The sequence below is a fragment of the Rhizobium sp. Root483D2 genome (genome assembly GCF_001426685.1).
GTDB lineage: Bacteria > Pseudomonadota > Alphaproteobacteria > Rhizobiales > Rhizobiaceae > Pararhizobium > Pararhizobium qamdonense.
The window spans coordinates 215,950-241,003 of sequence record NZ_LMFB01000015.1 but is presented as its reverse complement, the minus strand read 5'-3'; the positions used below and the strand labels follow the sequence as shown (position 1 = coordinate 241,003).

The 25,054-nt window shown below is 60.0% G+C and carries 27 protein-coding genes; 21 read left to right on the top strand and 6 right to left on the bottom strand.

What is annotated here, in order from left to right:
• The first annotated feature begins 1 nt into the window (after window position 1).
• From ASD32_RS14020 to ASD32_RS14000, 5 genes are all read left to right on the top strand, one after another.
• Entirely contained in the window at window positions 2–1,042 is a 1,041-nt protein-coding gene (locus tag ASD32_RS14020; RefSeq protein ID WP_060638627.1) for a branched-chain amino acid ABC transporter permease, read from the top strand.
• A gap of 99 nt (window positions 1,043–1,141) precedes the next feature.
• The gene (locus ASD32_RS14015; protein ID WP_060638626.1) at window positions 1,142–2,476 is read left to right on the top strand and encodes an ABC transporter substrate-binding protein; all 1,335 of its coding nucleotides are present in this window, start codon (window positions 1,142–1,144) and stop codon (window positions 2,474–2,476) included.
• Window positions 2,477–2,604: 128 nt separating this feature from the next.
• Window positions 2,605–3,387 carry an ABC transporter ATP-binding protein gene (locus ASD32_RS14010; RefSeq protein WP_060638625.1) on the top strand — a complete coding sequence of 261 codons (783 nt, stop codon included), beginning with the start codon at window positions 2,605–2,607 and terminating at the stop codon, window positions 3,385–3,387.
• A 24-nt stretch (window positions 3,388–3,411) separates the two neighbouring features.
• Window positions 3,412–4,659 (top strand): SfnB family sulfur acquisition oxidoreductase, encoded by a 1,248-nt coding sequence (locus tag ASD32_RS14005; RefSeq protein WP_060638624.1) that lies wholly within the window; start codon window positions 3,412–3,414, stop codon window positions 4,657–4,659.
• Window positions 4,660–4,851: 192 nt separating this feature from the next.
• A complete protein-coding gene (locus ASD32_RS14000) occupies window positions 4,852–5,598 on the top strand; it encodes an SDR family NAD(P)-dependent oxidoreductase (protein WP_060638623.1) in 747 nt (248 codons plus the stop codon).
• A gap of 28 nt (window positions 5,599–5,626) precedes the next feature.
• Here the strand turns inward: ASD32_RS14000 and ASD32_RS13995 are convergent, their stop codons facing one another.
• A complete protein-coding gene (locus ASD32_RS13995) occupies window positions 5,627–6,451 on the bottom strand; it encodes an IclR family transcriptional regulator (protein ID WP_082546771.1) in 825 nt (274 codons plus the stop codon).
• A 253-nt stretch (window positions 6,452–6,704) separates the two neighbouring features.
• Between ASD32_RS13995 and ASD32_RS13990 the strand changes: the two genes are divergently transcribed.
• The 9 genes from ASD32_RS13990 (at window position 6,705) to ASD32_RS13950 (ending at window position 14,106) form a co-directional block, all read left to right on the top strand.
• A complete protein-coding gene (locus ASD32_RS13990; protein WP_060638621.1) occupies window positions 6,705–7,532 on the top strand; it encodes a fumarylacetoacetate hydrolase family protein in 828 nt (275 codons plus the stop codon).
• Window positions 7,529–8,290, top strand: coding sequence for a fumarylacetoacetate hydrolase family protein (locus ASD32_RS13985; protein WP_060638620.1), 762 nt, complete (start codon window positions 7,529–7,531; stop codon window positions 8,288–8,290). The genes ASD32_RS13990 and ASD32_RS13985 overlap by 4 nt, the downstream gene beginning before the upstream one ends.
• Window positions 8,291–8,294: 4 nt before the next feature.
• Window positions 8,295–8,603, top strand: coding sequence for a YciI family protein (locus ASD32_RS13980; protein WP_060638619.1), 309 nt, complete (start codon window positions 8,295–8,297; stop codon window positions 8,601–8,603).
• Between the two features lie 37 nt (window positions 8,604–8,640).
• Window positions 8,641–9,315, top strand: a complete 675-nt coding sequence (locus tag ASD32_RS30030; RefSeq protein WP_060638618.1) for a hypothetical protein — start codon at window positions 8,641–8,643, stop codon at window positions 9,313–9,315.
• Window positions 9,316–9,379: 64 nt separating this feature from the next.
• Entirely contained in the window at window positions 9,380–10,429 is a 1,050-nt protein-coding gene (locus tag ASD32_RS13970; protein ID WP_162252668.1) for an ABC transporter substrate-binding protein, read from the top strand.
• Window positions 10,426–11,241 carry an ABC transporter ATP-binding protein gene (locus ASD32_RS13965; RefSeq protein WP_244490166.1) on the top strand — a complete coding sequence of 272 codons (816 nt, stop codon included), beginning with the start codon at window positions 10,426–10,428 and terminating at the stop codon, window positions 11,239–11,241. The genes ASD32_RS13970 and ASD32_RS13965 overlap by 4 nt, the downstream gene beginning before the upstream one ends.
• Window positions 11,238–12,080 carry an ABC transporter permease gene (locus tag ASD32_RS13960; protein ID WP_060638615.1) on the top strand — a complete coding sequence of 281 codons (843 nt, stop codon included), beginning with the start codon at window positions 11,238–11,240 and terminating at the stop codon, window positions 12,078–12,080. The genes ASD32_RS13965 and ASD32_RS13960 overlap by 4 nt, the downstream gene beginning before the upstream one ends.
• Window positions 12,081–12,103: 23 nt before the next feature.
• Window positions 12,104–12,949, top strand: a complete 846-nt coding sequence (locus ASD32_RS13955; protein WP_060638614.1) for a fumarylacetoacetate hydrolase family protein — start codon at window positions 12,104–12,106, stop codon at window positions 12,947–12,949.
• Window positions 12,946–14,106: an iron-containing alcohol dehydrogenase gene (locus ASD32_RS13950; protein ID WP_060638613.1), complete on the top strand. Its 1,161-nt coding sequence runs from the start codon at window positions 12,946–12,948 to the stop codon at window positions 14,104–14,106. The genes ASD32_RS13955 and ASD32_RS13950 overlap by 4 nt, the downstream gene beginning before the upstream one ends.
• A 219-nt stretch (window positions 14,107–14,325) precedes the next feature.
• Here ASD32_RS13950 and ASD32_RS13945 read toward each other — a convergent pair whose 3' ends face one another.
• The 4 genes from ASD32_RS13945 to ASD32_RS13930 form a co-directional block, all read right to left on the bottom strand.
• Window positions 14,326–14,766, bottom strand: coding sequence for a DoxX family protein (locus ASD32_RS13945; protein ID WP_244490170.1), 441 nt, complete (start codon window positions 14,764–14,766; stop codon window positions 14,326–14,328).
• A gap of 153 nt (window positions 14,767–14,919) precedes the next feature.
• Window positions 14,920–15,306: a RidA family protein gene (locus ASD32_RS13940; protein WP_060638611.1), complete on the bottom strand. Its 387-nt coding sequence runs from the start codon at window positions 15,304–15,306 to the stop codon at window positions 14,920–14,922.
• 6 nt (window positions 15,307–15,312) lie between these two features.
• Window positions 15,313–15,918, bottom strand: coding sequence for a 3-isopropylmalate dehydratase small subunit (gene leuD / locus ASD32_RS13935; protein WP_060638610.1), 606 nt, complete (start codon window positions 15,916–15,918; stop codon window positions 15,313–15,315).
• A 117-nt stretch (window positions 15,919–16,035) separates the two neighbouring features.
• Complete coding sequence (locus ASD32_RS13930) at window positions 16,036–16,275, bottom strand: hypothetical protein (RefSeq protein ID WP_060638609.1); 240 nt, start codon at window positions 16,273–16,275, stop codon at window positions 16,036–16,038.
• Between the two features lie 114 nt (window positions 16,276–16,389).
• Here ASD32_RS13930 and ASD32_RS13925 point away from each other — a divergent pair, with 114 nt between their 5' ends.
• Both ASD32_RS13925 and ASD32_RS13920 read left to right on the top strand, forming a co-directional pair.
• Window positions 16,390–17,298, top strand: a complete 909-nt coding sequence (locus ASD32_RS13925) for a CoA ester lyase (protein WP_156383176.1) — start codon at window positions 16,390–16,392, stop codon at window positions 17,296–17,298.
• Window positions 17,295–17,501 (top strand): DUF1737 domain-containing protein, encoded by a 207-nt coding sequence (locus ASD32_RS13920; protein ID WP_037163221.1) that lies wholly within the window; start codon window positions 17,295–17,297, stop codon window positions 17,499–17,501. Before ASD32_RS13925 ends, ASD32_RS13920 begins: the two co-directional genes overlap by 4 nt.
• A 31-nt stretch (window positions 17,502–17,532) precedes the next feature.
• Here the strand turns inward: ASD32_RS13920 and ASD32_RS13915 are convergent, their stop codons facing one another.
• Window positions 17,533–17,967: a metallopeptidase family protein gene (locus ASD32_RS13915; protein WP_060638607.1), complete on the bottom strand. Its 435-nt coding sequence runs from the start codon at window positions 17,965–17,967 to the stop codon at window positions 17,533–17,535.
• A gap of 170 nt (window positions 17,968–18,137) precedes the next feature.
• On the opposite strand from ASD32_RS13915, the gene ASD32_RS30270 reads away from it, so the two are divergent.
• The 5 genes from ASD32_RS30270 to bfr all read left to right on the top strand — a co-directional run bounded on the left by ASD32_RS30270 (window position 18,138) and on the right by bfr (window position 24,954).
• Window positions 18,138–19,085: a hypothetical protein gene (locus tag ASD32_RS30270; RefSeq protein ID WP_060638606.1), complete on the top strand. Its 948-nt coding sequence runs from the start codon at window positions 18,138–18,140 to the stop codon at window positions 19,083–19,085.
• 40 nt (window positions 19,086–19,125) lie between these two features.
• Window positions 19,126–20,553 (top strand): DNA polymerase Y family protein, encoded by a 1,428-nt coding sequence (locus ASD32_RS13905; protein WP_060638605.1) that lies wholly within the window; start codon window positions 19,126–19,128, stop codon window positions 20,551–20,553.
• Complete coding sequence (locus ASD32_RS13900; RefSeq protein ID WP_060638604.1) at window positions 20,550–23,906, top strand: error-prone DNA polymerase; 3,357 nt, start codon at window positions 20,550–20,552, stop codon at window positions 23,904–23,906. The genes ASD32_RS13905 and ASD32_RS13900 overlap by 4 nt, the downstream gene beginning before the upstream one ends.
• 285 nt (window positions 23,907–24,191) lie before the next feature.
• On the top strand, window positions 24,192–24,503 hold the full coding sequence (locus tag ASD32_RS29005) for a (2Fe-2S)-binding protein (RefSeq protein WP_082546767.1): 312 nt from the start codon (window positions 24,192–24,194) through the stop codon (window positions 24,501–24,503).
• Window positions 24,469–24,954 (top strand): bacterioferritin, encoded by a 486-nt coding sequence (gene bfr, locus ASD32_RS13890; RefSeq protein WP_060638670.1) that lies wholly within the window; start codon window positions 24,469–24,471, stop codon window positions 24,952–24,954. Before ASD32_RS29005 ends, bfr begins: the two co-directional genes overlap by 35 nt.
• Window positions 24,955–25,054 lie beyond the last annotated feature (100 nt).

Sequence of the window (25,054 nt, the reverse complement as noted above, 5' to 3'; positions counted from 1 at the left end):
GATGTCCACGATCACCTACGATCTTGCGGCGCATCGATTGCCTATCCGCTGGGCACAGCCACTGGCCTGGCTTGCCATTGCCTATGTCGCGGTGCCGCTTGCCGGTTCCAATTACCTGTTTGAAGCGATCCTTTTGCCCTTCCTGGCGCTCAGCCTCGCCGGTCTCGGGTTGAATATTCTGACGGGTTATGCCGGGCAGGTCTCGCTCGGCAGTGCCGCCTTCATGGCGGCTGGAGCCTTCGCCGCATTCAATTTCAATCTTCGGGTCGATGGCTTGCCCTTGATCGTCAGTATGGTACTGGCCGGTTTCTCGGCGGCGGCCATCGGTTTGGTGTTCGGCCTTCCGAGCCTGCGCCTCAAGGGCTTTTATCTGGCAGTGTCCACCCTTGCAGCGCAATTTTTCGTGCAGTGGGCATTGACCAAATTCAGCTGGTTTTCCAACGATTCCGCCTCCGGCGTGATCGATGCGCCGCAGCTTTCTGTCGCCGGTTTCGTCTTCGATGGACCGGTGGGGCGCTATTATTTTTCGCTGACCGTGGTCGCCGTCCTCACGCTTCTTGCCTATCGCCTGGTGAATTCGCAGACCGGCCGTAATTTCATCGCGGTGCGTGACAATGAGACGGCGGCGCGGATCATCGGCGTGCCGGTCTTGAAGACCAAGCTCCTGGCCTTTGGTATCTCCTCGTTCATCATCGGCATTGCCGGGGTTCTGTGGACGTTTGCCTATCTGCGCACCGTCGAGCCTGCCGGCTTCAATCTCGACCGGTCGTTCCAGATTCTTTTCATCGTCATCATCGGGGGGCTGGCCTCGATCCGCGGTGCCTTTTTCGGCGCGGCGCTGATCGTGGTGTTCCCGCTGGTCCTGTCGCGGCTCGGCTCGTTCCTGCTCGGCGATATCTTCAATTCGGGCGTGCTCGACATGAGCCAGCGCATCGTGCTTGGCGCGCTCATCATCCTGTTTCTGATCCTCGAACCCGATGGGCTGGCCGCTCTTTGGGACCGGGTCCGAAAACGTATCGGCGCCGCCATCGCGCGGTCCTGATCGATCGGGAGCCCGCAAGGCTCCAAAACGCAGTCAGCCTTATCAGATCAACCCGGACCGGCGCCTTTGCCCCGGTCGATACCCGGAGTGTGTCCAGACATGACGATCCTCAGCAAATTCAAGATCGCGGCGCTTGCCGCCGGCATCGCCTTCACGGTGGCATTGCCGATGGCGCATGCCGACGAACAATATTTCCCGCTCCAGAGCTACCGCGTCGGTCCCTATGCGGCCGGCGGCACCGGCTTCTTCGGCGGTTTCATTGATTATCTCAACCTGATCAATACCCGCGATGGCGGCGTCAACGGCGTCAAGCTGACATGGTTGGAGGCCGAGACCCAATATGAAGTCGAGCGCGGCGTCGAAGCCTATGAGCGGCTCAAGAGCAATCCGAACGTGGCTGCGTGGAACCCGCTTTCCGTCGGCATCGCCTATGCGATGATCGACCGGATTACCCAGGACAAGGTACCGCTGATCACCATCAACCACGGCCGCACCGATTCCACCGATGGCCGCGTCTTCCCTTACGTCTTTCCGCTGCTGCTCAATCCCTATAGCGAAACTTCCGGCATCGTGAACTATATCGCCTCCAAGGAAGGCGGGCTTGAAAGCCTGAAGGGCAAGAAGATCGCCGTGCTTTACCATGGCTCGCCCTATGGCAAGGAAACCATCCCGATCTACGAACTCTTGGCTGAGAAATACGGCTTCGAACTGCAGCAGATCGAAGTGCCGCATCCTGGCAACGAACAGCAGTCCCAATGGCTGGCAATCCGCCGCGCCAAGCCCGATTACGTCGTCCTGCGCGGCTGGGGCGTGATGAACCCGGTTGCGCTGAAGACTGCCGCCAAGACTGGCTTCCCGGTCGATCATATCATCGGCAATGTCTGGTCGAATTCGGAAGAGGATGCCATCCCCGCCGGCGACGCGGCCAAGGGTTATACGGCAATCACCACCCAGGCATCCGGGGCTGAATATCCGGTCGTTCAGGAGATCGTCAAGACGATCTACGATGCCGGCAAGGGCAATCTTGAAGACAAGAAGCGTATCGGCTCAGTGTACCACAATCTCGGCATCGTCAACGGCATTCTCAATGTCGAGGCGATCCGCATCGCGCAGGAGAAATTCGGCAAGCGGACGCTGACCGGAGACGAAGTCCGCTGGGGCTTTGAACATCTGCAACTCGATCCCGCCCGCGTCGAGGCGCTGGGCGCCAAGGGCCTGTTCCACTCGATCAACGTCACCTGGGATAATCACGAAGGCAATGGCTACGTGACCTTCCAGCAGTGGGATGGCGCGAAGTGGAATGTCGTCTCCGATTGGATCGCGCCGGACTGGGCGCTGCTGCGCCCGATCATCGAAAAGTCGTCGGAAGCCTATGCCGCTGAAAAGGGCATCAAGCTTCGCACGGCCGAAGATGCGGGAACGGCGACCAACTGACCCTTCGATGCTTGCGCCCGGCGGCGGGCGCAGCATCGAGGAACAGGCGCGGGGGCGGTTGTTTTCCCTCTCAACCCGCCCCGCGCCTCTTCGCAACCCCCGCCCTTCAAGGCAACAGGAACAGGATTATGGCTCTGGAAAATGCGCTGCTTGCCGTCGATGATCTCAAAGCGACGTACAATCACGCCATCACCGCGATCGACAACGTCAGCTTCAATCTGGCGCGCGGTGAAATCCTGGCGCTGCTTGGCGCCAATGGTGCGGGCAAAACGACGGTGCTGAAGGCACTGTCCAATCTGCTTGCGGCCGAACGTGGACAGATCGTGTCCGGCAGCATCCGGTTCGACGGGCTGGATGTGGTAAAAACAAGCCCCGCCGCTCTGGTGCGCGCCGGCCTCGTGCAGGTGCTTGAGGGCCGCCATTGCTTCCGCAGCCTGACGGTCGAGGAAAACCTCGTCTCGGGTGGCCTTGGCCGCAGCAGCACGCGTGCTGAGATCGCTGCAGATATCGAACGGGTCTATACGCATTTTCCAAGACTGAAGGAAAAGCGCCGTGCGCTCAGTGGCCTCACCTCCGGCGGCGAGCAGCAGATGACGGCGATCGGCCGGGCGCTGATGTCGCGGCCGCGCCTTCTGGTGCTCGACGAGCCATCCATGGGTTTGGCCCCGATCATCGTCCAGGACATTTTCCGGACGCTGCGTCAGCTCAATCGCGACGAGGGTCTTTCCATCCTGGTAGCGGAGCAGAATTCCGCTGTCGCACTAACCTATGCCCATCGCGCCATCATCCTGGAAAACGGCGTCAGCGTGCTTTCCGGCGATGCGCAGGCGCTGCGCGCGCGTGACGATATCAAGACTTTCTATCTCGGCCTGAGGGCCACGGCGCCATCCATCCCGGCCAATGCCGTTTAACCCAATCGAAAAGGAGACAGACCCATGACCCTTTCCCCCGTCAATACGGACAATGCAGCAGCGGCGGTGCCGCCGGTTCCGCGCCCGGCAGAACCAGCCCATATCATCAGGACCGATGCCGAGGCGATTGCCATTGCCAAGACGCTTGCGGCCGAATTTGTCCGGGAATCGGCATTGCGCGACCGCGACCGCATCTGGCCGGTCAAGGAGCTGGATGCCTTTTCGCAGAGCGGGCTCTGGTCGATCAATGTGCCGAAGGCATTCGGCGGCCCCGAAGTCTCCTATGCAACGCTGGCCAAGGTGATCGAGATCATCTCGGCGGCCGATTCCTCCATCGGGCAGATCGCGCAGAACCATCTGGGTGTCGTTGCCGCCATCCGCACTGTATCGGACGCAGAGCAACAGACGCTGCTCTTTGCCGAAGTTCTGAAAGGCACACGTTTCGGCAACGCCTTCTCCGAATTCGGCTCCAAGCGTGCGGTCGATTTCGAGACCGGGTTCGTCGATGCCGGCGATCATGTGGTGGTCAACGGCCAGAAGTTCTATTCGTCGGGTGCGCTGCTTGCGCATCTCGTGCCGATCGTTGCGCTCGATGGCGAGGGCCGGGCCTGGTATGCGATTGCGCAGCGTGATGCACCCGGCTTGACCGTCATCGATGACTGGTCCTCCTTCGGCCAGCGCACGACATTGTCGGGAACCGTGCTGCTCAACAATGTGAAAGTGCCAAAGACGCATCTGGTCCCGGGCTACAAGGGATACGAGGTGCCGACGGCGGATGGGGCGATCTTCCAGATCATCCAGGTTGCCGTCGATACCGGTATCGCACAGGCTGCGATCGACGAAACCGTCGATTTCGTGCGCACCAAGAGCCGCGCCTGGGTGGATTCCGGCGTTGATAACGCCTGGGACGATCCCTATACGATCCAGGCCATCGGCGACCTGACACTCCGGCTGCATGCGGCACAGGCGCTTCTGGAAAAGGCCGGCTACGCCATCGACCGGGCTATTCTCGACCCCAACGCCGAAACCGTCGCCGAAGCGCAGATCGTCACGGCGGAGGCAAAGATCCTCTCCACCGAGATCGCGATTGCCGCAACCAACAAGCTCTTCGAACTGGCGGGCACGCGCTCGACCCTTGCCGAACACGGGCTTGACCGTCATTGGCGCAACGCTCGCACCCATACCTTGCACGATCCGGTCCGCTGGAAATATTCAATCCTTGGAAAGTATTTCCTGAACGGCGAGAAACCGCCGCTGCACGCCTGGAGCTGACGATGCCAGCTTGCGGAGCGGCATAGCCGCCGCTTCGCAAGCCAGCCCATGCTGCCGTCACGCCGATCCGCCTCGCATTCCTGCCACGCGACCCCTCGCTGATATCCACCATGTGGTCAGAACATCCCGTTTCGTGTTGCCGTTCGCACCGTTCCGGGAGACCTCCAGGTGAGTTTTATCTGGGAGGACAACATGAACGCAATCGATCTTCACAATCGTGTCGCCGTGGTGACGGGGGGTGCAAAGGGGCTGGGGCAGGCGGTGGTCCAGCGTGTACTGGGCAGCGGTGCAAAGGTTGCGGTGTGGGACGTCGATCCGGCCAGTCTTGAAACCGCTATCGCTGCCTTCGGTTCCGAGGCGGCCGGCTTTGTCTGCGATGTTTCCGATCTGGGTTCGGTCAGCACTGCGGCGGCGCAGACGCTGGAGCGCTTCGGCAAGATCGATATCCTCGTCAACAATGCCGGTATTTCCGGGCCGAATGTTAATGGCTGGGAATACCCGGTGGAGGCGTGGCGCCAGGTGATCGAAGTCGATCTGTTCGGCGTCTATTATTGCTGCCGGACGGTGATCCCGCACATGATCCGCGCAGGTTATGGCCGGATCGTCAATGTCGCGTCAATTTCCGGCAAGGAAGGCAACCCGACGGCCACCCCTTACGCGTCGGCCAAGGCAGGCGTCATGGCGATGACGAAGGCTTTGGGCAAGGAGCTGGTGAAAACGGGCGTCATCGTCAATGCCGTGGCACCGGCCGCCTTCGAGACCGATATTTTCAAGCAGAATAGCCAGGAATTCATCGATTACATGCTCTCGAAAATCCCCATGGGCCGGTTCGGCAAGCCGGAGGAATTCGGCGCGTTGGTTGCCTGGCTTGCCAGTGAGGAATGCTCGTTTTCCACCGGCGCCGTCTACGATATTTCCGGCGGGCGGGCGACTTACTAGGTGTTTTTGCTCATGGGAATGGAGCTGGCTACGGCGTCATCAGGCCGTCCGCGGTCAGCTTCTGCCGCAGCTTGGTTGCCATTGCCTCGCATTCGCTGGACACGGCACCGATAATCTCGTTGACGCGGCTTTCGGTCATGCGCTTGGCCATGCCCGAAACCGTAACGGCCCCCATGACGGGATCGCCAGGCCTGCCGACGGTTACGGCAATTGCCTTGGTGCCGGGGATCACGCCCTTCTGGCGATAGGCAAAGCCGCGCGCACGAGTCTCGCGGACGAAATTCAGTACATCCGGCACCGTATATTGAAATTTCGCCAGCCGGGCCTCGTCATTGGCTACGATGCCCGCCGCCTCCGCGTCGGAAAGCCGGCTGAGCATGGCAACCCCCGCCGTGATCGCGCCCAGCGGCCGGCGGTCGCCAACATCGATCGACAGGACCTGGATCGGAAAATTGCCGATCATCCGCGCGATGGTCACCACGTCGCGGCCACTGCGGATGGAAAAGAACACGGTGTCGTCGACGATGCGGCTGATCTCCTGAAGATGGGTTTCCGCAAGCTGGAGAATGGGAAGCTTGCGTTCCCTCGACAAAGCCAGAAGGCTGATCTGTTCGCCGATCATGTAGCGCCCCGATTTCTCGACGCGCTGGGCAAAGCCGCGCTCGATCAGCGTGGTCAAAATCCGGTGCGTCGTCGGGCGCGTGATGCCGAGAAACTTCGATATGTCGCCGATCTTCAGGCCGCGATTGGGATTGGAGCCCATGGCCAGCAGGTCGAGCACATCCAGCGCTCTGGAAATGGCTTGGGTGCCACTCTTCCGGTTGTCGGCGCCGTTGTGAGCAATGTCTAACATCCGCTACCCGCGAAAAGCCCACATGGTGGACATATTTGACCGATTTGCCTGTTTCTTTTTGTTGGAGAGCCTAAACATATCGTCAACGGGAGGCAAGAAGATACTGGAATGAACAATCGCCAATCAGTGATTTGAATGACGTAATTATAATATACTACTTTAGAATTGCGTAATTTCTCTTAGAATTCCGGCTTCATGGCGAATTTTACATTTCATATTTTCTTCTCGACGTGGGATTTGGGAGCGTTGAGGCATGAAAAACCAGGATCTGGCCACAGTTGCCAGTAGCCGCCATGGTATTGAACAGGCGGCGCGCGATATATACGATGCTTATACTACAAAGCAGACCTGTGCATCGGTCCGCCGGCATTTGGCGCCGCGCGATCTGGCTGGAGCCTATAGTGTCCAGGAAGCCAATACGGTGCGCTGGCTGGCAGAAGGGCGGCGGCTGTCGGGCCGCAAGATCGGTCTGACGGCGAAAATCGTCCAGAAAAACGCCAATATCGACCAGCCGGATTATGGCATGCTGTTCTCCGATATGGAGATCGCCGATGGCGATACGATACCGGCAGGCACGCTCTTCCAGCCAAAGGCCGAAGGCGAGATCGCTTTCGTGCTGGAGCGCGATCTGACGCAGGAAAACCCGTCTCTGGCCGAAGTGGTGCGCGCCACGGCCTATGCCCTGCCGGCGCTGGAAATCATCGATACCCGCATTACCGACTGGGACCTCGATATCGTCGATACGATCGCCGACAATGCGTCGTCGGGGCTTTATGTGCTGGGTGCGAGCCCCCGCAAGATCGATCAGATCGATTTGCTTCTGTGCGGCATGGTCATCGAGAGGAATGGCGACCCCGTGTCGTTCGGGGCGGGCATTGCCTGCCTTGGTCATCCGCTTAACGCGCTGCGCTGGCTGGCGCGCACCATGGTGCGGCTTGGCCGCCCTTTGCATGCGGGCGATGTGGTGATGTCCGGTGCGCTCGGGCCGATGGTCCGCTCCCATGATGGCGAATATCTGGAGGCCCGTATCAACGGCCTTGGTTCCGTCGGGGTTCAGTTCGGGCCGAGGAAAGCGCAATGACTGATTTCAATGCCATTGCCGCAAGGCTTCATAATGCCGCCATGTCGGCCGAAGCGGTGGCCCAGCTCGATGTCGAACTCTCCACGGGTGAGGCCTACGAGGTGCAGCGGCTCTCCATAGAGCGCCGGATCGCAGGCGGCGACCGCCGGATCGGCATCAAGATGGGGCTGACCAGCAAGGCCAAGATTGCGCAAGTCGGCGTCGACCAGATGAGCTGGGGCCGCCTCACCGATGGCATGCTGATCGACGATGCCGGAACGTTGGCGCGCAGCCGTTACATTCATCCGCGCGCCGAGCCGGAGATCGCGTTCCGGCTGAAGCGGCCGCTTGAAGGCAGGGTCACGGCGCTTGAAGCCTATGCGGCGATTGAAAGTGTCGCCGGCGCCATCGAGATCATCGACAGCCGCTACAAGGATTTCAAATTCCGGTTTTCGGATTCCGTTGCCGACAATGCGTCGTCCGCAGCCTTGGTGATCGGCGCCTGGCACAGTGCGTCGGTCGATTTCGGCAATCTCGGCATCAGCCTGGAGGTGGATGGAGACCCGGTGGAAATCGGTTCCAGCGCGGCGATCATGGGTCATCCCATCCGCTCGCTGGTGGCGGCGGCCCGGCTGATGGCGGAGCGTGGCGACAGTCTAGAGGCCGGAGATATCGTTCTGTCGGGCAGCGCCACTGCCGCAAGGCCGCTTGTGGCAGGGACCTATGTCCGGGCGCGCTTCGAGGCGCTCGGTCAAGCAACATTCATGGTGGGGGAATAGGACAATGCCGCAATATATCGTCATCTGCCGCATGCAGGATCCGCTGGATCCGGAGCTGCAGCGCAAGCGTGCGGAACTCCGCCCGGCGCATATCGAGGGTGCCAGCAAGCTGCAGGCCGAGGGCAAGCTGCTTCTCGGCGGCATGGTTCAGGACGAGGCGGGCAATCCCGCCGGTTCGGGCTGCATCTGCAATTTCGACAACGAGGCCGCTCTTTGGGAATGGCTGGACAATGATCCCTGGATGCTCGGCGGCGTCTGGCATTCCGTCGAGGTCATCCCGTTCAAGGTCGCAGAACACTATCTGAAACACTAGGTCCCGGGGCGCTCGACGCTCAGGTTACGAGGTTTGCATGCGCTACATTTTTCGGCTTCTCGAAGACATTGTCCCGGTCAATGCCGACATCTCCTTTCTGCCCAATGCCGTCCGGGTCCTCTATGTCCGCAACGGCGGGCTGACCGTGGAGACCGCGTCATCCAACCAGTTTCATTCGGCAGGCTCCGCCTGGGTTGGCCAGGATGAGGTGAGCTATGTCGTGGGGCCGGAGGGCGCGGAGGTGCTGCGCTGGGAACTTGTACCGGAAACCGAGACGCATGACGGCCGGCTGCGCTCGTCGCCAAAATCGGAGTCGCGGGTTTTGAACAGCTTCGACATCGCGCTTGATCCGGCCAACAGCTGGCTGCTGCGGTGCGACCAGGTCACGTTTCCACCGGGTACGGTCGCACCATTGCATATGCATCAGGGGCCGGGAATTCGCTGGGTGGCGCGCGGCGAGATCGATGCCATTGGCCCGGGCGGCGTGCCCAAGCTGCATCTGCCGGGCGACAGCTTCATCGAAAACGGCATCGACGAGCCGGTCTCGGCGCGCATGCACAAGGAAGAAGACACGGCATTTTTGCGCGGGCTCATCCTGCCCCGCGCCGTCAAGAGCCGCTCATCGACGCGGTTCGTCAACAGGGAAGATTGGGATCGTCCCAAACGGCAGGTCTATCACGTCCATGCCGAACGCTTTTTTGATCTGCCGTAGGAAGGAGGCTGCCTTGCGGGCAGCCTGCGGCATATCGTTTTCATCGAGGTCCAGGGAGGAAATCATGTTTAGACTGGTGGGAATGCTGGCAGGCCTGTCGCTGATGGCGGCGGCCCTATCGCCGGCTCAGGCGCAGGAAAGTTTTGTCGTGCAGGGCGGCTCTCCGGTGCCGAACCCGGCCTATCTCAACACCTATGTGGCGCAAAAGGCCGGCTTCTTTGCCGAAGAAGGCCTGGAGGTCGAAATCCGCTATACCCAGGGTGCAGCGCTGGCTACGCAGCTTGCGGCCAGCAACAGCGCCGATATCGCCGACGTCACGTTCGAGCCTTATCTGCTCGGGTATTCCAAAGGCCTTCGCGGCAAATTCATCTATTCGCGTTACGACCAGCTGATCTATTGGCTTGCTGTTCCCGTGGATAGCGATATCAAGTCCGCAGGGGATCTGGCGGGCAAGAAGATCGGCGTCGCGAGCATGGCGTCATCGTCAATGACGGTTGCCAAGTCGCTGCTTCGCTCGGCCGGTATTGATCCCACCAACGATATGTTCCTGCCCGTCGGTACCGGTGACCAGGCGATGGCGGCGCTTGCCGGCGGCCAGGTGCAGGCGCTCTCGCTGTGGGATGCTGTTTATGGCAGCCTGGAGCGGGCCGGGCACAAATTCCGCTACATCTATCACCCTGAGGTCGGCGATGTCAGCAATGGCGGGTTTTTCGCCTCCGACCAGGAGCTGAGCGAGAAAGCCGACGCACTGCAGCGGTTTTTGCGCGCGCAGGTCAAGGCACGCATCTTCATCAAGGAAAACCCCGAGGCCGCGCTTCAAATTTACTGGGAGGTCAATCCCGCCGCCAAACCACAGGGTACGCAGGAGCAGGCCGTCGCCACGGGCCTGGCTGAAATCGCCTTCAAGTCCGCTCTGTTCAACGACGATCCGGTTGAGAAATTCGGTCAATACGATCTGTCCAAGGTGCAGTCCTACATGGATGTCCTCAAAGCCGAGGGCGTTTTCACGGAGGATCTGAAATCGAGCGATCTCGTCACCAATGATCTGATTGCGGCCGCAAGCCGGGTCGATCCGGTTCCGATCCGCGAAAAGGCAAGGAACTGGGGCAAATGAAGCCTGAACGAGTTCCGCAAATTCAAACCATGCTGGCAAGCGAACGGCTGATACAGTTGCAACAGGTGGCCAAGGTCTATAGCGCCGCCGACGGCCGTCCTGTCCGGGCCGTGGATTCGGTCACGGCCGATATTGCCCGCGGCGAATTCATCGCCATTCTCGGACCATCGGGCTGCGGCAAGAGCACGCTGATGATGATGCTGGCTGGCCTGCTGCGCCCCAGCGAAGGTACCATCCGTTTCAAGGACGTGGTCGTTACCGGCCCGCAGGAGGATTTCGGCATCGTCTTTCAGGATGCCGTCCTTTTTCCCTGGCGTACGGTGATCGAGAATGTCGAACTGCCTGGCGAGATTAATGGCCTTGCCAGATCCGAACGCCGCCGCCGTGCCCAGGATATGATCGACCTGGTGGGGCTGTCGGGGTTTGAAAACAAATATCCCAATGAACTGTCGGGCGGCATGCAGCAGCGTGTCGCCATCGCCCGGGCGTTGTCGCTCGATCCGTCGCTGCTCTTGATGGATGAACCTTTTGGCGCGCTCGATGCGATGACCCGCGAGCAGATGAACCTCGAACTGCAGCGCATCAGTCTCCAATCGGGCGCAACGGTCGTCTTTGTCACGCATTCGATCGCCGAAGCCGCATTCCTGGCCGATCGCGTCTTCGTCATGAGCGGCCGGCCCTCGACGGTGCGCGAAATCATCCCGATCGAAATCCCGCGTCCGCGTTCGATCGATTTGATGGCATCCGACCATTTCGGAACCTATGTGGCGCGCCTGCGCCATCTGCTGGACGTGCGGGGAGACGCATCATGAGCAACCAGGACCTCAGCATCGCCTCCACCGCGTCAGCTCCCACCTCCCCAAGGGCTGCAAAACCCTCCGGCGAAATGCCGCAATGGCTCGTCGTTTCGCTGACAACGGCGGTGCTGCTTTTCCTGTGGGAGGCAAGCGTGCGGCTTCTCGATGTGCCGCAATTCATCGTGCCGACTCCCAGTGATGTCATCCGGCGCATCTGGGACGATCTGGCGACAGGGGTCATTCTGCCGCATCTCTGGATCACCTTTGTCGAGGTCATCGTCGGTTTTGCCGCTGCGGCCGTGCTCGGGATTGCGCTTGGAACCGGCATCGCGCTGGTCCGGTTTCTCGACCGGACGGTCTATCCCTTCGCACTGGCGCTCCAGACCATTCCCAAGGTCGCGGTCGCGCCACTGCTGATCATCTGGTTCGGATATGGGATACAGTCGAAGATCGTCACGGCCGCGCTGCTCGCCTTTTTCCCGATCCTCGTCAATGTGGTGGCAGGCTTGAGGACCGGCGATCCCCGGCGGCTTCTGTTGATGCGCGCCCTTCGGGCAGGGCCGGTGAAGACCTATGTGAAGGTCCGCCTTCCGGCAATGCTGCCCTATCTGTTTGCAGGGCTCGAAGTCGGCGCGGTGCTTGCGGTCATCGGCGCTGTCGTCGGCGAGTTCATCGGCGCATCCCAGGGGCTCGGCAGCGTCATCATCCAACGTCAGGCGTCGGTCGATGTCACCGGCGTGTTTTCGGTGCTGTTCTATCTCTCGGCCATGGGCATCCTGATGAGCGTTGCACTGCGTATCGTCGCCCGCCGCTATGCCTTCTGGTCGGATACGTCGTCGCAGGCCGCCAACTAAGCTTCAACTCCAGGGACAAGATCATGAAATTGCTTCGTTTTGGGGACGCCGGTCATGAGCGTCCCGGCCTGCTGGACGCGACGGGAGTCATCCGCGATCTCTCCGGCGTGGTTGCGGATATTACCGGGCTGACGATCAACGATGCGAGCCTTGCCCGCGTCGCCTCGATCGATCCGCAAAGCCTGCCAACTGTCGATGCCGCCGTCCGCATCGGCCCTTGTGTCGGTGCGGTGTCCAAGTTCATCTGCGTCGGGCTGAACTATGCCGATCATGCCGCCGAGAGCAACTTGCCGATTCCGCAAGAGCCGATCCTGTTTCAAAAGGCCGTCTCGGCAATCTGCGGCCCGAATGACGACGTCATCCGGCCAAAGACCGCAACTAAGATGGACTGGGAGGTCGAGCTCGGCATCGTGATCGGCAAGCGTGCGCGCAATATCACGGAAGACCAGGCAGAGGCCCATATTGCCGGATATTGCGTCGTCAACGATGTCAGCGAGCGCGCCTATCAGGCCGAACGCGGCGGCCAATGGACCAAGGGCAAGAGCGCGGATACGTTCGGCCCGATAGGCCCGTGGCTGGTTACGAGAGACGAGATCGCCGATATCCAGTCGCTGGCGCTGTTCCTTGACGTCGATGGCATCCGGCGCCAGACGGGCAATACCGCGACGATGATCTTCTCCGTCTATCATCTCGTCGCCTATATCAGCGAATTCATGACGCTGGAGCCCGGCGATATCATCGCCACCGGCACGCCCCCCGGCGTTGGCATGGGCATGAAGCCGCCGGTCTATCTGGAGGCCGGCCAGACAATGCATCTGGGCATTGCCGGGCTTGGCGAACAGCGCCAGACTGTCGTGGCCTATCGATGACGGCGCCGTTCCTCTTCCATTTCCCCGGCCGCCTGATCGTCGCCGATGGAGCGTCTGCACGTCTTGGCGAAACGCTGCCGGCAGCGGTTGAAAACATTTTGTTCATCACCGATGCCGGGCTGACGCGACTTGGCCTTTACGATACGGCCCTGCTGTCGCTGCGGCAGGCAGGCAAGCGCGTCATCATCTTCGACGCCGTCGAGCCGGATCCGTCCTTGACGACGCTTGAGGCCGCCATCGATCTGGCGCGGCTTGAGAAGATCGATGCGGTCATCGGTTTTGGCGGTGGTTCCTCGCTGGATGTCGCCAAGCTCACGGCGCTGGTTGCCGGGTCCGGCGAGCTCCTGTCCGGCTGCTGGGGGGTCAATCAGGCAAAGGGGCGGCGCCTGCCGCTGATCCTGGTGCCGACCACGGCTGGCACCGGTTCGGAGGTCACGCCTGTCGCCATCATCACCGTGTCGGACGATGAAAAACGTGGCGTATCCTCGCCGCTCATCTTACCCGATAGCGCCGTCCTCGATGCGCAATTGACGCTCGGCCTGCCCGCGTCCATTACCGCGGCCACCGGCATCGACGCCATGGTGCATGCGATCGAAGCCTATGCCTCGGTCAATCCCAACAACAATCCCGTGTCGCGCCTTTTGGCGCGTGAAGCCTTGCGGCTGCTTGGCGCAAACATTGCCATCGCCGTCAAAACACCCGGCGACATCGCGGCAAGGCGCGCCATGCTCTATGGCTCGATGCTGGCCGGCATGGCCTTTGCCAATTCGCCGGTCGCCGCCGTCCATGCGCTCGCCTACCCCATCGGCAGCCTGTTCCACGTGCCGCACGGGCTTTCCAACGCGCTGGTCCTTGCGCATGTGCTCACCTTCAACAGCGCCTCCGCAGCCCATGTCTATTCCGAGATCGCCGCCGATGCGTTTCCTGAACTCGGCGCGATACCCGATCCAGACGAGCGCTGCGCACATTTCATCACACAGCTGGTGGCGCTGATGGTCACGCTCGGCATGCCGGTCCATTTGCGCGATGTCGGCGTGACAGAGGCCAATCTCCCCGCCATGGCCACCGCCGCCATGAAACAGACCCGCCTCCTGATCAACAATCCCCGCTCTGTCAGCGAAGAGGACGCGCTGGCGATTTATCGGGCCGCGTGGTGATTGCGTGGCGTAACGGCTAACGCTGCACGCTTCTCATCCGCCCTGTCGGGACCTTCTGCCTGTAAATGGGGAGAAGGACCGAGCGGCAAACTCTATCATTCCCTCTCCCCGCAAGCGGGGAGAGGGTTAGGGTGAGGGGCCTGGTTAAGGGTTGAGTGGTGAAGTAACTCCCTTTGCTCATCCCTACCCTTTCGAAGAAAGTCAGCGTATGGAGTTGGGTCAGCTCCAGTCATTCTCGCCCCGGCGCCATTTGTGCAGATCGTACCAGGCGACCAGAAGAAAAGCGCCCGCGAGCCCGAGATGCTCGAAGAAGATGTTCATTGCCATGAAGCGCTCAGGGCCCGGCGGCATGTCCCAGAAGCGCAGGGCAATCATTGTCGCGAGCACTGTAAACAGGGACAGAGACAGCGCGCCGATCCAGCGCAGGAAGCCGCTGATGACCATGACCGATGCGCTCAGCTGGAAAAGGATGACCACAGCGGCAATCGGCCTTGCCGGCAAAAGGCCATAGCGTTCCATTTCGGCGACGGCGGCGCTGAAATCGAGGAGCTTGGTCACGCCGCTCAGGATGAAGATCGAACACAATGCCATAAGCCCCAGCCAGCGGACCGGATGGCTGGTGAAAACCGGCGTGCAGACGCCGGCAAGTTTCGCTTCCATTCTCAAAAGCATGCTTTTCCCCTCGGCTGACATCAATGTTCAAACGGGATGCTACAGGCCTGGATATTGAAAACAAATCGTTTTGCGGAATTGGTAAAAGCGCGCTTGGCGGAGTTTCGCGGGGCCGGCCTCTTGGACGGCTGATGCATGCCGTCAGCCCTTGAAGGCGGTGACTTCGATCTCGATCAGCATTTCCGGCCGGATCAGGTCGCAGACTACCATGGTGGCCGAAGGGCGGATATCGCCGAAGGCCTCACCAAGGATCGGGAAGACGGCATCGGCAAAGGCGGCATCTGTCACGTAATAGTGATTTCGCACCGCGTCTTTCAGCGAGAAACCGGCGTCTGTAAGGGCCGCTTCGATCGTTTTCAGGCAATTGCGGGTCTGCGCTTCCACCGTCTTAGGCATGGTCATCGTCTGGTAGTCGTAGCCGGTCGTGCCGGAAACGAAGCACCACTCGCCCTGCACGATAGCCCGCGAATACCCCGCCGTCTTTTCAAACGGCGAGCCGGAAGAGATCAGTTTTCGCGGGCTTGGCATTGCGGGTCAGGCCCAGGGATGCGAAGCGGCATTGGCCTTTTCGAACGTGTCGATGGAGGCTGCCTTTTCCAGCGTCAGGCCGATATCATCAAGGCCGTTCAGCATGCAGTGGCGGCGGAAAGCGTCGAGTTCGAAGCTGATCTTGCCACCGTCCGGGCCGGTGATTTCCTGGTTTTCCAGATCGACGGTCAGGATGGCATTGGAGCCGCGCGAGGCGTCATCCATCAACTTTTCCAGGTCTTCCGGGGAGACCACGACCGGCAGGATGCCGTTCTTGAAACAGTTATTGTAGAAGATGTCGGCAAACGAGGTCGAGATGACGCATCGAATGCCGAAATCGAGCAGCGCCCATGGGGCATGCTCGCGCGACGAGCCGCAGCCGAAATTGTCGCCGGCAACCAGGATCTTGGCATTCTGGTAGGCGGGCTTGTTGAGCACGAAATCCTCGTTGACCGAGCCGTCCTCATGATAGCGGGCTTCGGCGAAAAGGCCGGTACCGAGACCGGTGCGCTTGATCGTCTTCAGGTAATCCTTCGGAATGATCATATCCGTGTCGATGTTGACGACGGGGAGCGGCGCGGCAACGCCGGTGAGCTTGACGAACTTGTCCATGGCAATGGCCTTCGATTTCAACGGGGCGGAAGAATGTCCGCCCAGCGTTTAGAGCAATTTCATGCCGAAATGAAGGAGAATCTTGCTCAGCGTTGCGGGAAAGCCCGCAACCCGGCCTTACATGTCGATGATCGTGCCGCGGCCATCGTTCCAGACACGCGGCTCGCGCTGCTGGCGGTTGCGGTTGACGGTGGCGCGAACCGGCTTGGGCGCAAGCCGCGCTGCAATCGTCATGCCGATCATCACGACCGAGGCGATACCGATCAGGGCAAGACCGAGCGATGCGGTAAAGACGAAGGCCATCAGCGTGAACGCGATGCCCGCGATAGTCAGGAAGAGAGAGCGTATGCTTTGCATTGTCGTCACCTTTCGTTGCCTGAAATGTGGGTTCGCCCGCTCCGCGTTGCAAGACCTACTTCCGTCTTCCATGTCTGCCTTGCGAAAATGGCGAAAGCCGGGCACAAAAGCCGCATGAGTTTGCCCCATGATCGTCACCCTGCCCGCCTGCGCCGCTCGGTTCTGTGCGTGCCCGCCGACAATGCCCGCGCCCTTGCCAAGGTCGCGACCCTTGCCTGCGACGCGGTGATCTACGATCTGGAAGATGCTGTTCCTGACGGAAACAAGGGCGGCGCCCGCCGGACGCTTGCCGCTCATCTTCAGCGGGAGCGCCGCAGCGATCTCGAGGTGATTGTCCGCATCAATCATTTGAACACGCCGTTCGGTGAGGAGGACCTCGCCTTCGCCCTGACGCTTTCGCCCGATGCCATCCTGTTGCCCAAGGTCGAAAGCCCGCAGGATATTCAGACGGTTGTTGATTTTCTTGGCGAAAACGATGCGCCAGACAGCGTTCGCCTCTGGGCGATGATCGAAACCCCGCGTGGCGTGCTCAATGCGGCGGCGATTGCTGAAACCGGCCGCACCCGTGGCGGCAGGCTCGATTGTTTCGTGCCGGGGCTGAACGACCTGCGCAAGGAAACCGGCGTGCCCGCTTTGCCTGGCCGTACCTATCTCATCGCCTGGCTGATGCAGATTCTGCTGGCGGCCCGTAGCTGCGGCCTCGATATCATCGATGCGGTCTTTAATGATGTCCGGGATGTTTCTGGTTTCGAGGCGGAATGTGCTCAAGGGCGCGACATGGGCTTTGACGGCAAGATGCTGATCCACCCGGCCCAGATCGATCCCGCCAACGGCGCCTTCGGCGTCGCCGATGCCGCCCTTGCGGATGCCCGCTCGATCATCGCCGCCTTTGCGCTGCCTGATAATGCGGATAAAGCCGTCATCAATCTCAACGGCCTGATGGTCGAGCGTCTTCACCTCGATCAGGCCCTGCGGCTTTCGGCCAAGGCCGATGCCATCGCCAACAAAGGAAAAACCCCTTGAAACTTTACCGCCTCTTGACCGCCATCGACGATGCCACCTTCTGCCACAAGGTCACGGCCGCTCTCAACAAAGGCTGGGAACTCTATGGATCGCCGACCTATGCCTGGAACCAGGAAACCCGGGCGATGATGTGCGGCCAGGCCGTGGTCAAGGATGTCGAAGGCAAGGAATATACCCCCGACACTAAGCTTTCCGAACATTGATGCCTTGGCTGGCTGGGTCGGTTAACCCGCCTCAGCCGCCAACATGCTCGACGCTTTCCTCAATCCGCTCCATGTCGTCATCCGACAGGCCGAAATGATGGCCGATTTCGTGGATCAGGACATGGGTGATGATGTCGCCCAGCGTCTCCTCGTTCTCGGCCCAATAGTCGAGGATCGGCCGGCGGTAGAGAATAATCCGGTTCGGCATCTCGCCGGTTTCCATGGTAAAGCGCTCGCCGATGCCGCGCCCCTCGAACAGTCCGAGCAGGTCGAACGGCGTTTCCAGCGCCATGTCCTCGAACACGTCCTCGTCTGGAAAATCGTTGATCTCGATGGTCAGATCGGTCGCCAGCGCCCGGAATTCCTCCGGCAGGTGGCTGTAAGCCTCCAGCGCCAGGGATTCAAATGTGCTGATTGTCGGCGCGTGGCGTTCCCGCCAATCGTCGCTCTGGTCTATGCGGGCCATGGGCACTCCTTGCTTGCCCCCTGATATAGCCATTTCCCCAGCGTTTTTCGAGGGTTGAATTTGGGCAGCTGCTTCCAAGGAATAAATTCTTAGAGAATCCCGTTGACTCTTCCGGGAAGCTCTGGAATCTATAGGAACATAACAGGAACAACTTGAATTGGAGTGACGTCATGGAGCAGACGCCCATGACGCGCGAGCGTCTTTTTGCGCTGCGCGAAACCATTGCGCGGCTGGAAAACGAAAACGTGCCAGGTCTTTTGAAGGCTGCCAGAAAGGGCGCTCCAGAAGGCTTTGAACCCGCAGGCAGCAGGGACGTTTCCAGGCATGTTCTCCCCCTCGGCATCGCCGCGCTCGACGATGTCCTGCATGGCGGCCTGCCGCTGGCCGGGCTCACTGAAATCCGCGCGGCAGAAACCCGCGACGCCGGGGCGGCCATGGGTTTTGTGCTGGCGCTGGCCGCCCTTTGCCAGAGGGTTCAAAGCGCTGACGCCGTGTCACCCATTCTGTGGATCGGCCAGGGAATGACGGGCGCGGAGGCGGGGGCTCCTTATGGCCGCGGGCTGCAGGCCTATGGGCTGGATATTGGCTGCTGCCTTTTCAGCAGTCCCCGCACTATCGCTGATGCGCTCTGGATTGCCGAAGCGGCGCTCTCGGTCCCGATCTTCAGGGCCATCATTCTGGAGGTCCGGGGAAACCCGGCCCAGTTCGGCCTCAACGAAAGCCGCCGCCTGCATATGCGGGCGCGGACCGGTCATGTGCCGATTTTCCTCCTGCGGCAGGCGGGCGGCGAAGAGGCGAGCAGTGCGCTCTTCCGGTTCCTTATTGCCCCCAGCCCCGCCACGGGGCGGCCGCTTCCGGACGGATCGGTGCTGGCCGGCAGCATCGGCAATCCGGTCTTCCGGGTCACTGTCGAGAAAAGCAGGGCCTTTGCACCTCTTGAACTTTTGATGGAATGGAGTTCCCATGCCCGCCGTTTCCGACATCCCGTCCCAGAGACAGCCGCGTCTCCTGCAAAATTCCAGCCAGCGTATTCTGTCGCTGAACTTTCCGCATCTGCCGGCGGACCGGGTGGCGCGGACGAAATGGGGCGTATCGTGGCTTTCCAGAAAGCGTCCTGACCATCCGCCGCTGGTCTTTGTCGATCGTATCCAGAATGCCATGCGCATTACAGCTCTCGATATCTGCGGGGAAAAGGCCGGCTTGAAACGCGGGCAAGGTCTGGCGGAGGCGCGTGCGATGCTGCCCGGCATCGAGATCATTGCGGCCGATCCTGCTGCCGACAAGGGCCTTTTGACCTCGCTTGCCGATTGGTGCGACCGCTATACGCCGCTTGTGGCGATGGACGGGACGAACGGGCTCTATCTGGATATTACCGGCTGTGTCCATCTGCATGGCAGCGAGCAATCGCTTCTGGCCGACATCCTCTTCAGGCTTTTCCGTCTGGGCATCGAGGTGCGGGGGGCCATCTCATCTTCGGCCGGGCTCTCCTGGGCCATGGCACGCTACCGGCCGGGGCACATCGCCGGCCCGCAGGATGGTGAAGAGGTTCTGTCTCCCCTGCCCCTTGCGGCACTGAGGCTTCCCCTGGACACGATCGAGACCCTGGCCCGCGTCGGCCTGAAAACCGCCGGTGATCTCATTCCCCTGCCCCGCGCACCGTTGGCCCGCCGGTTCGGCCCGTCGGTGCTCCTGCGCCTCGATCAGGCGCTGGGTTTCGAGGACGAGCCGCTTTCGCCGCGCCTTCCGGTGGCCAGCCTGTCGGCGGAGCGCCGCCTTGCCTCTCCGATTCAGGATGAGGACGATATTTTGCAGCTGACATTGCAGCTTGCCAAAAGCCTGCGCCAAAGCTTGGAGGAGCGCGAGGAAGGTGGCCGCCTGTTTGAACTCGTGCTGTTCCGGGTGGATGGTAAAGTCTTTCGTATCCGGGCCGCCATGTCGGCCGCCTCCAAGGATCCGGAGCGCATCGCCGCGCTGTACCGCGAGCGTCTTCAGGCCATTCATGATGATCTCGATGCAGGTTTCGGTTTTGAAATCCTGCGCCTCTGCGTGCTGAAGACGGAACGCTACCTTGCTACGCAGGAAGATTTTTCCGGGCGGTCGGACCAGACCCGCCCCCTGTCGGCCTTTGCCGATCGGGTCATGGCCCGCTTCGGGCCGGATAGCCTCTTCGCGCTGGTGCTGCAGGAAAGCCATGTGCCGGAAAGGGCGACTTCTTTTTCACCCGTTTTAGATATTGCCGGGCTTGCTGTGCAACAGGGGCTTGATCGGCCCAAAGCCGCTGATCTCCCCTCCGTTCGCCCCTTGCGGCTTTTCCGCCATCCGGAACGGGTGGATGCGATCGCGGCCGAATTGCCGGAAGGGGCGCCGGCAAGTTTCAAATGGCGCAAGATCATTTACCAGGTGACCAAGGCCGAAGGTCCCGAGCGGATCGCCGGCGAATGGTGGATCGACGGAGAAGATGCGCTGACGCGGGATTATTTCCGGATCGAGGATGTGGAGGGCCGGCGTTTCTGGCTGTTTCGCGATGGTCTCTACGGCCAGACGGTCGCGCCGCCGCAATGGTTCCTGCATGGAATTTTCGCATGAGTGCTGCACCGGTCTTTTATGAGCTTGGCGCCAGAACCAACTATTCCTTCCTGGAGGGATCGGCGCCGGCCGAGATCATGGTGGTCACCGCCCAGAAGATCGGGCTTGCGGGTCTCGGCATTGCCGATCGCAACACGGTCGCCGGCGTGGTCCGTGCTCATGCCAAGGCAAAGCTTGAGAATTATGCGTTTCAACCCGGCGCGCGGCTGATCTTTGCCGATGATACGCCGGATATTCTTGCCTATCCGCGCGACCGGCGGGGCTGGGCGCATCTGTGCCGCATGCTGAGTGCGGGAAACCTGCGCTCAAAGAAGGGGACCTGCACGTTGTTCCTTTCGGATTTGCTCGAATGGCAGGACGAGCTTCAACTGATTGTTCTGGAAGGTGCGGGGCGTCCAAATGCGCAGGCGCTATCAAGCCTTTTGTCCAAGCTCGGCGAGTATGCCGGGCACCGGCTCCATCTTGGGATGACACCGCATTATGACGGTTTCGATCGGCATGATTTCGCGTGCCTGGCCGCCATTGCCGTGAAGACGGGAACCCGTCTGATTGCCACCAATGATGCGCTTTATCATGCGCCGGAGCATCGGCCGGTGGCGGATGTCGTCACTGCCATCCGGGAACATGTCACGATCGCACAGGCCGGCCTTCGCCTTCAGGCCAATGCCGAGCGGCATTTGAAAAATCCGGCGGAGATGACCAGGATCTTCAAGGATTATCCAGAGGCCATTGCCAACACCGCCAAATTCTTTCGCCGGCTATCCTTCAATCTCGATGAATTGAAGCACAATTATCCAACGGAGAGCGCTGACGGAGAAACTCCGGCGGAAAGATTGCAGCGGTTTGTCCGTGAAGGTGCAATGGTTCGCTATCCCGGCGGCGTTTCCGAAAAGGTCGAACGTCAGCTGGCTTATGAACTCGAGCTCATTCAAGCCAAAGAATATGAGCCCTATTTCCTGACCGTCCACAAACTGGTGAATTTTGCCCGCAGCAAAGGCATTCTCTGCCAGGGGCGGGGATCGGCGGCCAATTCGTCGGTTTGTTTCTGCCTGGGCGTCACCGAAGTCGATCCGCAGGAATTCACTCTCTTGTTCGATCGCTTCCTGTCGCAGGATCGCGACGAGCCGCCGGATATCGATATCGATTTCGAGCATGCCCGCCGTGAAGAGGTGATCCAATATATCTACAGCGAATATGGCAAGGAGCATGCCGGCCTTGCCGCTGCTGTCATCAGCTACCGTGCCCGCTCGGCCGGGCGTGAGGTGGCCAAGGTCTTCGGTCTTTCCGAGGATGTGCAATCAGCACTTTCGAGCTCGATCTGGGGCTGGTGGACCACCTCTTTTTCGCAGGAACAGGCAAAGGCCGCCGGTCTCGATATGGCGGATCCGACCACGTTGCGCGTGTTGAATTATGCCGGGCTGCTGATGGAATATCCGCGTCATCTCTCGCAGCATGTCGGTGGTTTCGTCATCACCAAGGACCGCCTCGATGAGGTCGTGCCGATCATGAACACGGCCATGCCCGATCGTTACATGGTGGAATGGGACAAGGACGATCTGGACAACCTGAAAATTCTGAAGATCGACGTGCTGGCCCTCGGCATGCTCACCTGTCTCGCCAAGGCCTTCAAGCTGTTGGAAAATCATTACAATGAACCCAAAAGACTGTCGCAGATCTATGAAGACATTCAGCCGGCCGTCTACGATATGATCTGCCGCGCCGATACGATCGGCGTTTTCCAGATAGAGAGCCGGGCGCAGATGAGCATGCTGCCGCGCCTGCAGCCACGGGAGTTCTATGATCTCGTCATCGAAGTCGCGATCGTCCGGCCGGGCCCGATCCAGGGAAATATGGTGCACCCCTATCTGAAACGCAGGGAGGATCGGCGGCACGGCCGGCCGGTCGACTATCCCAGCGAAGAATTGAAAGAGGTTCTGGGGCGAACATTGGGTGTGCCGCTGTTTCAAGAGCAGGCGATGCAGATTGCCATTACGGCCGCCGGGTTTTCACCAACGGAAGCCGATAAATTGCGCCGGGCGATGGCAACGTTCAGGCGGACCGGACAGGTGTCCCACTTCAAGCATCGCATGATCGAAGGCATGGTCAATAATCCCCGGCACAAATATGAGCGCGAATTCGCCGAACGGTGTTTCAGCCAGATCGAAGGTTTCGGGGAATATGGTTTTCCGGAAAGCCACGCGGCTTCCTTTGCCTTGCTGGTCTATGCGTCCTGCTGGTTCAAGACCTATTATCCCGACATCTTTTGCGCTGCCCTGCTTAATTCCCAGCCCATGGGTTTTTATCCACCGGCCCAGCTGGTGCGGGATGCGCGCGAGCATGGGGTCAAGGTGCTTCCGGTCGATATCAATATATCCAGCTGGGATGCCGCTCTTGAGGGGGACGCGATGTTTGATCCGCGTGATATCGAGCCGCGGCACAGGGAGATGCGGGGTGTCATCAAGACCAGCAAGGCAATCCGGCTCGGTTTTTCCCTCGTCAAGGGCCTGCGGCAGCAGGATATGGAGGATAAACTCGTTGCCCATCGCGGTGCCGGTTATTCCTCGGTGCGGGATCTGTGGCTGCGGTCCGGCCTGACACGCGCGGCCATCGAGCGTCTTGCGGATGCGGATGCGTTCCGATCGATCGGGCTTGATCGTCGCGCGGCTCTCTGGGCGGTCAAATCGCTCGACGAAAAGTCCGCAGCCGAAAGATTACCGCTGTTCGAACAGGCGGGTCATGACGAGCTTCAGCATGAACCTGAGGTCCTCCTGCCGCAGATGCAGCAGGGCGAGCATGTGATCAATGACTACCGCTATCTCAGCCTGTCACTGAAAGCGCACCCGGTTTCCTTTCTGCGGGAGGATTTTTCAAGCCAGGGTATCGTTACCAATCGCAGCCTGGATGCGGTTCGAAACGGCGGCACGGTGACGATCGCGGGTCTCGTGCTGGTGCGCCAGCGGCCGGGAACGGCAAAGGGGGTGATTTTCATGACACTTGAAGACGAAACCGGCGTTGCCAATGCCATCATCTGGAAAAATGTGTTCGAGACCTATCGTTCGGTCGTCATGGGCGCGCGCCTGGTCAAGATCAGGGGACGCCTGCAAAGTGCCAGCGGCGTCATCCATGTCGTGGCAAGCCATCTGGAAGACATGACGCCGGCGCTCGGCATTCTCCAGAAAGAGGCGAAAGGTTTTGGCGCCAATGCCAGATCCGATGAAGTGCTAAGGCCGACCGGCGATCACCGGCAAAAACACCGGTCTCGAAAAGACGCCTCACCTCATGACGAGGCAGGGAATCGCCAAGACCTCCTCGAAACTGTGAACGTTATGCCGAAGGGGAGAAACTTCCATTGACGATGCAGATTTCCGGGACGCCGGGAAAAAACCGGACGTCTGTAACAAAAATTGTTTGCATTTTTGCCACTCAAGAAAACTTGAATTCTGTGGAAAATCCGGCAGCGCCTTGCATTCAACCTAATTAAGTTAATGAAAACACGATGTTTTCATCAAGTTTAGAATTGCTCTAATTTCGAGCGATGACGTCGCGGCTATATTCCGGTGCCCTTTTTTGTTGACAGTAAATATCCGCTTTTGCTTTATGAAGAGAATTCAGTGCGTTGCGTATCACGGGCAGACGAAATGCTGGTTTGTAGCTGCAATTTTATCACCGATAAGGACATTGAGAACACGATCATCGAGATGCTCGATGAGGACTGTTGGCAGCTCATCGTGCCTGCAAAAGTCTATCATGCGATGGAAAAGCGCGGCCGTTGCTGCGGCTGTTTTCCCAATGTCGTGGACATCATCATCCGCACCACCGAGCAATATCATGCCTGCCGCCCCTCGACGGGCGAGCAGATATTTGATTTCATGACCCGCCTCAAACAATTCCATGAAGAAAACAGGAGAGCGGATCTTGAAAGGCGACAAAAAAGTCATCGAGCAGCTTAACGAAGCGCTGTATCTCGAGCTCGGTGCCGTCAACCAGTATTGGGTCCATTATCGTCTTCTCGACGATTGGGGCTATACGCTTCTTGCCAAGAAGGAGCGGGCCGAATCCATCGAGGAAATGCACCATGCCGACAAACTGGTGTCGCGCATCATCTTCCTTGAAGGCCATCCCAACCTCCAGACGCTCGCGCCGCTTCGCATCGGCCAGTCGGTCAAGGAAGTGCTGGAAGCCGATCTCGCCGGCGAATATGATGCCCGCAAGGCCTATAAGAAGTCCCGCGACATCTGTCATGACGCGGGCGACTATGTGTCCATGAAGCTGTTCGAAGAGCTTTTGATGGATGAGGAAAGCCATATCGACTTCCTCGAAACCCAGCTCGATCTCTTCAACAAGATCGGTGCCGAGAAATACGGCCAGCTCAACGCGGCCCCGGCCAACGAAGCCGAATAAAGCTTCATCACTTAAAAAAATGCCCGCCTGGTTTTCCCGGCGGGCATTTTTGTATGGAGAACCGTTTGCTCCAATGGAGCACTGAGACGCCGCCCGAAGG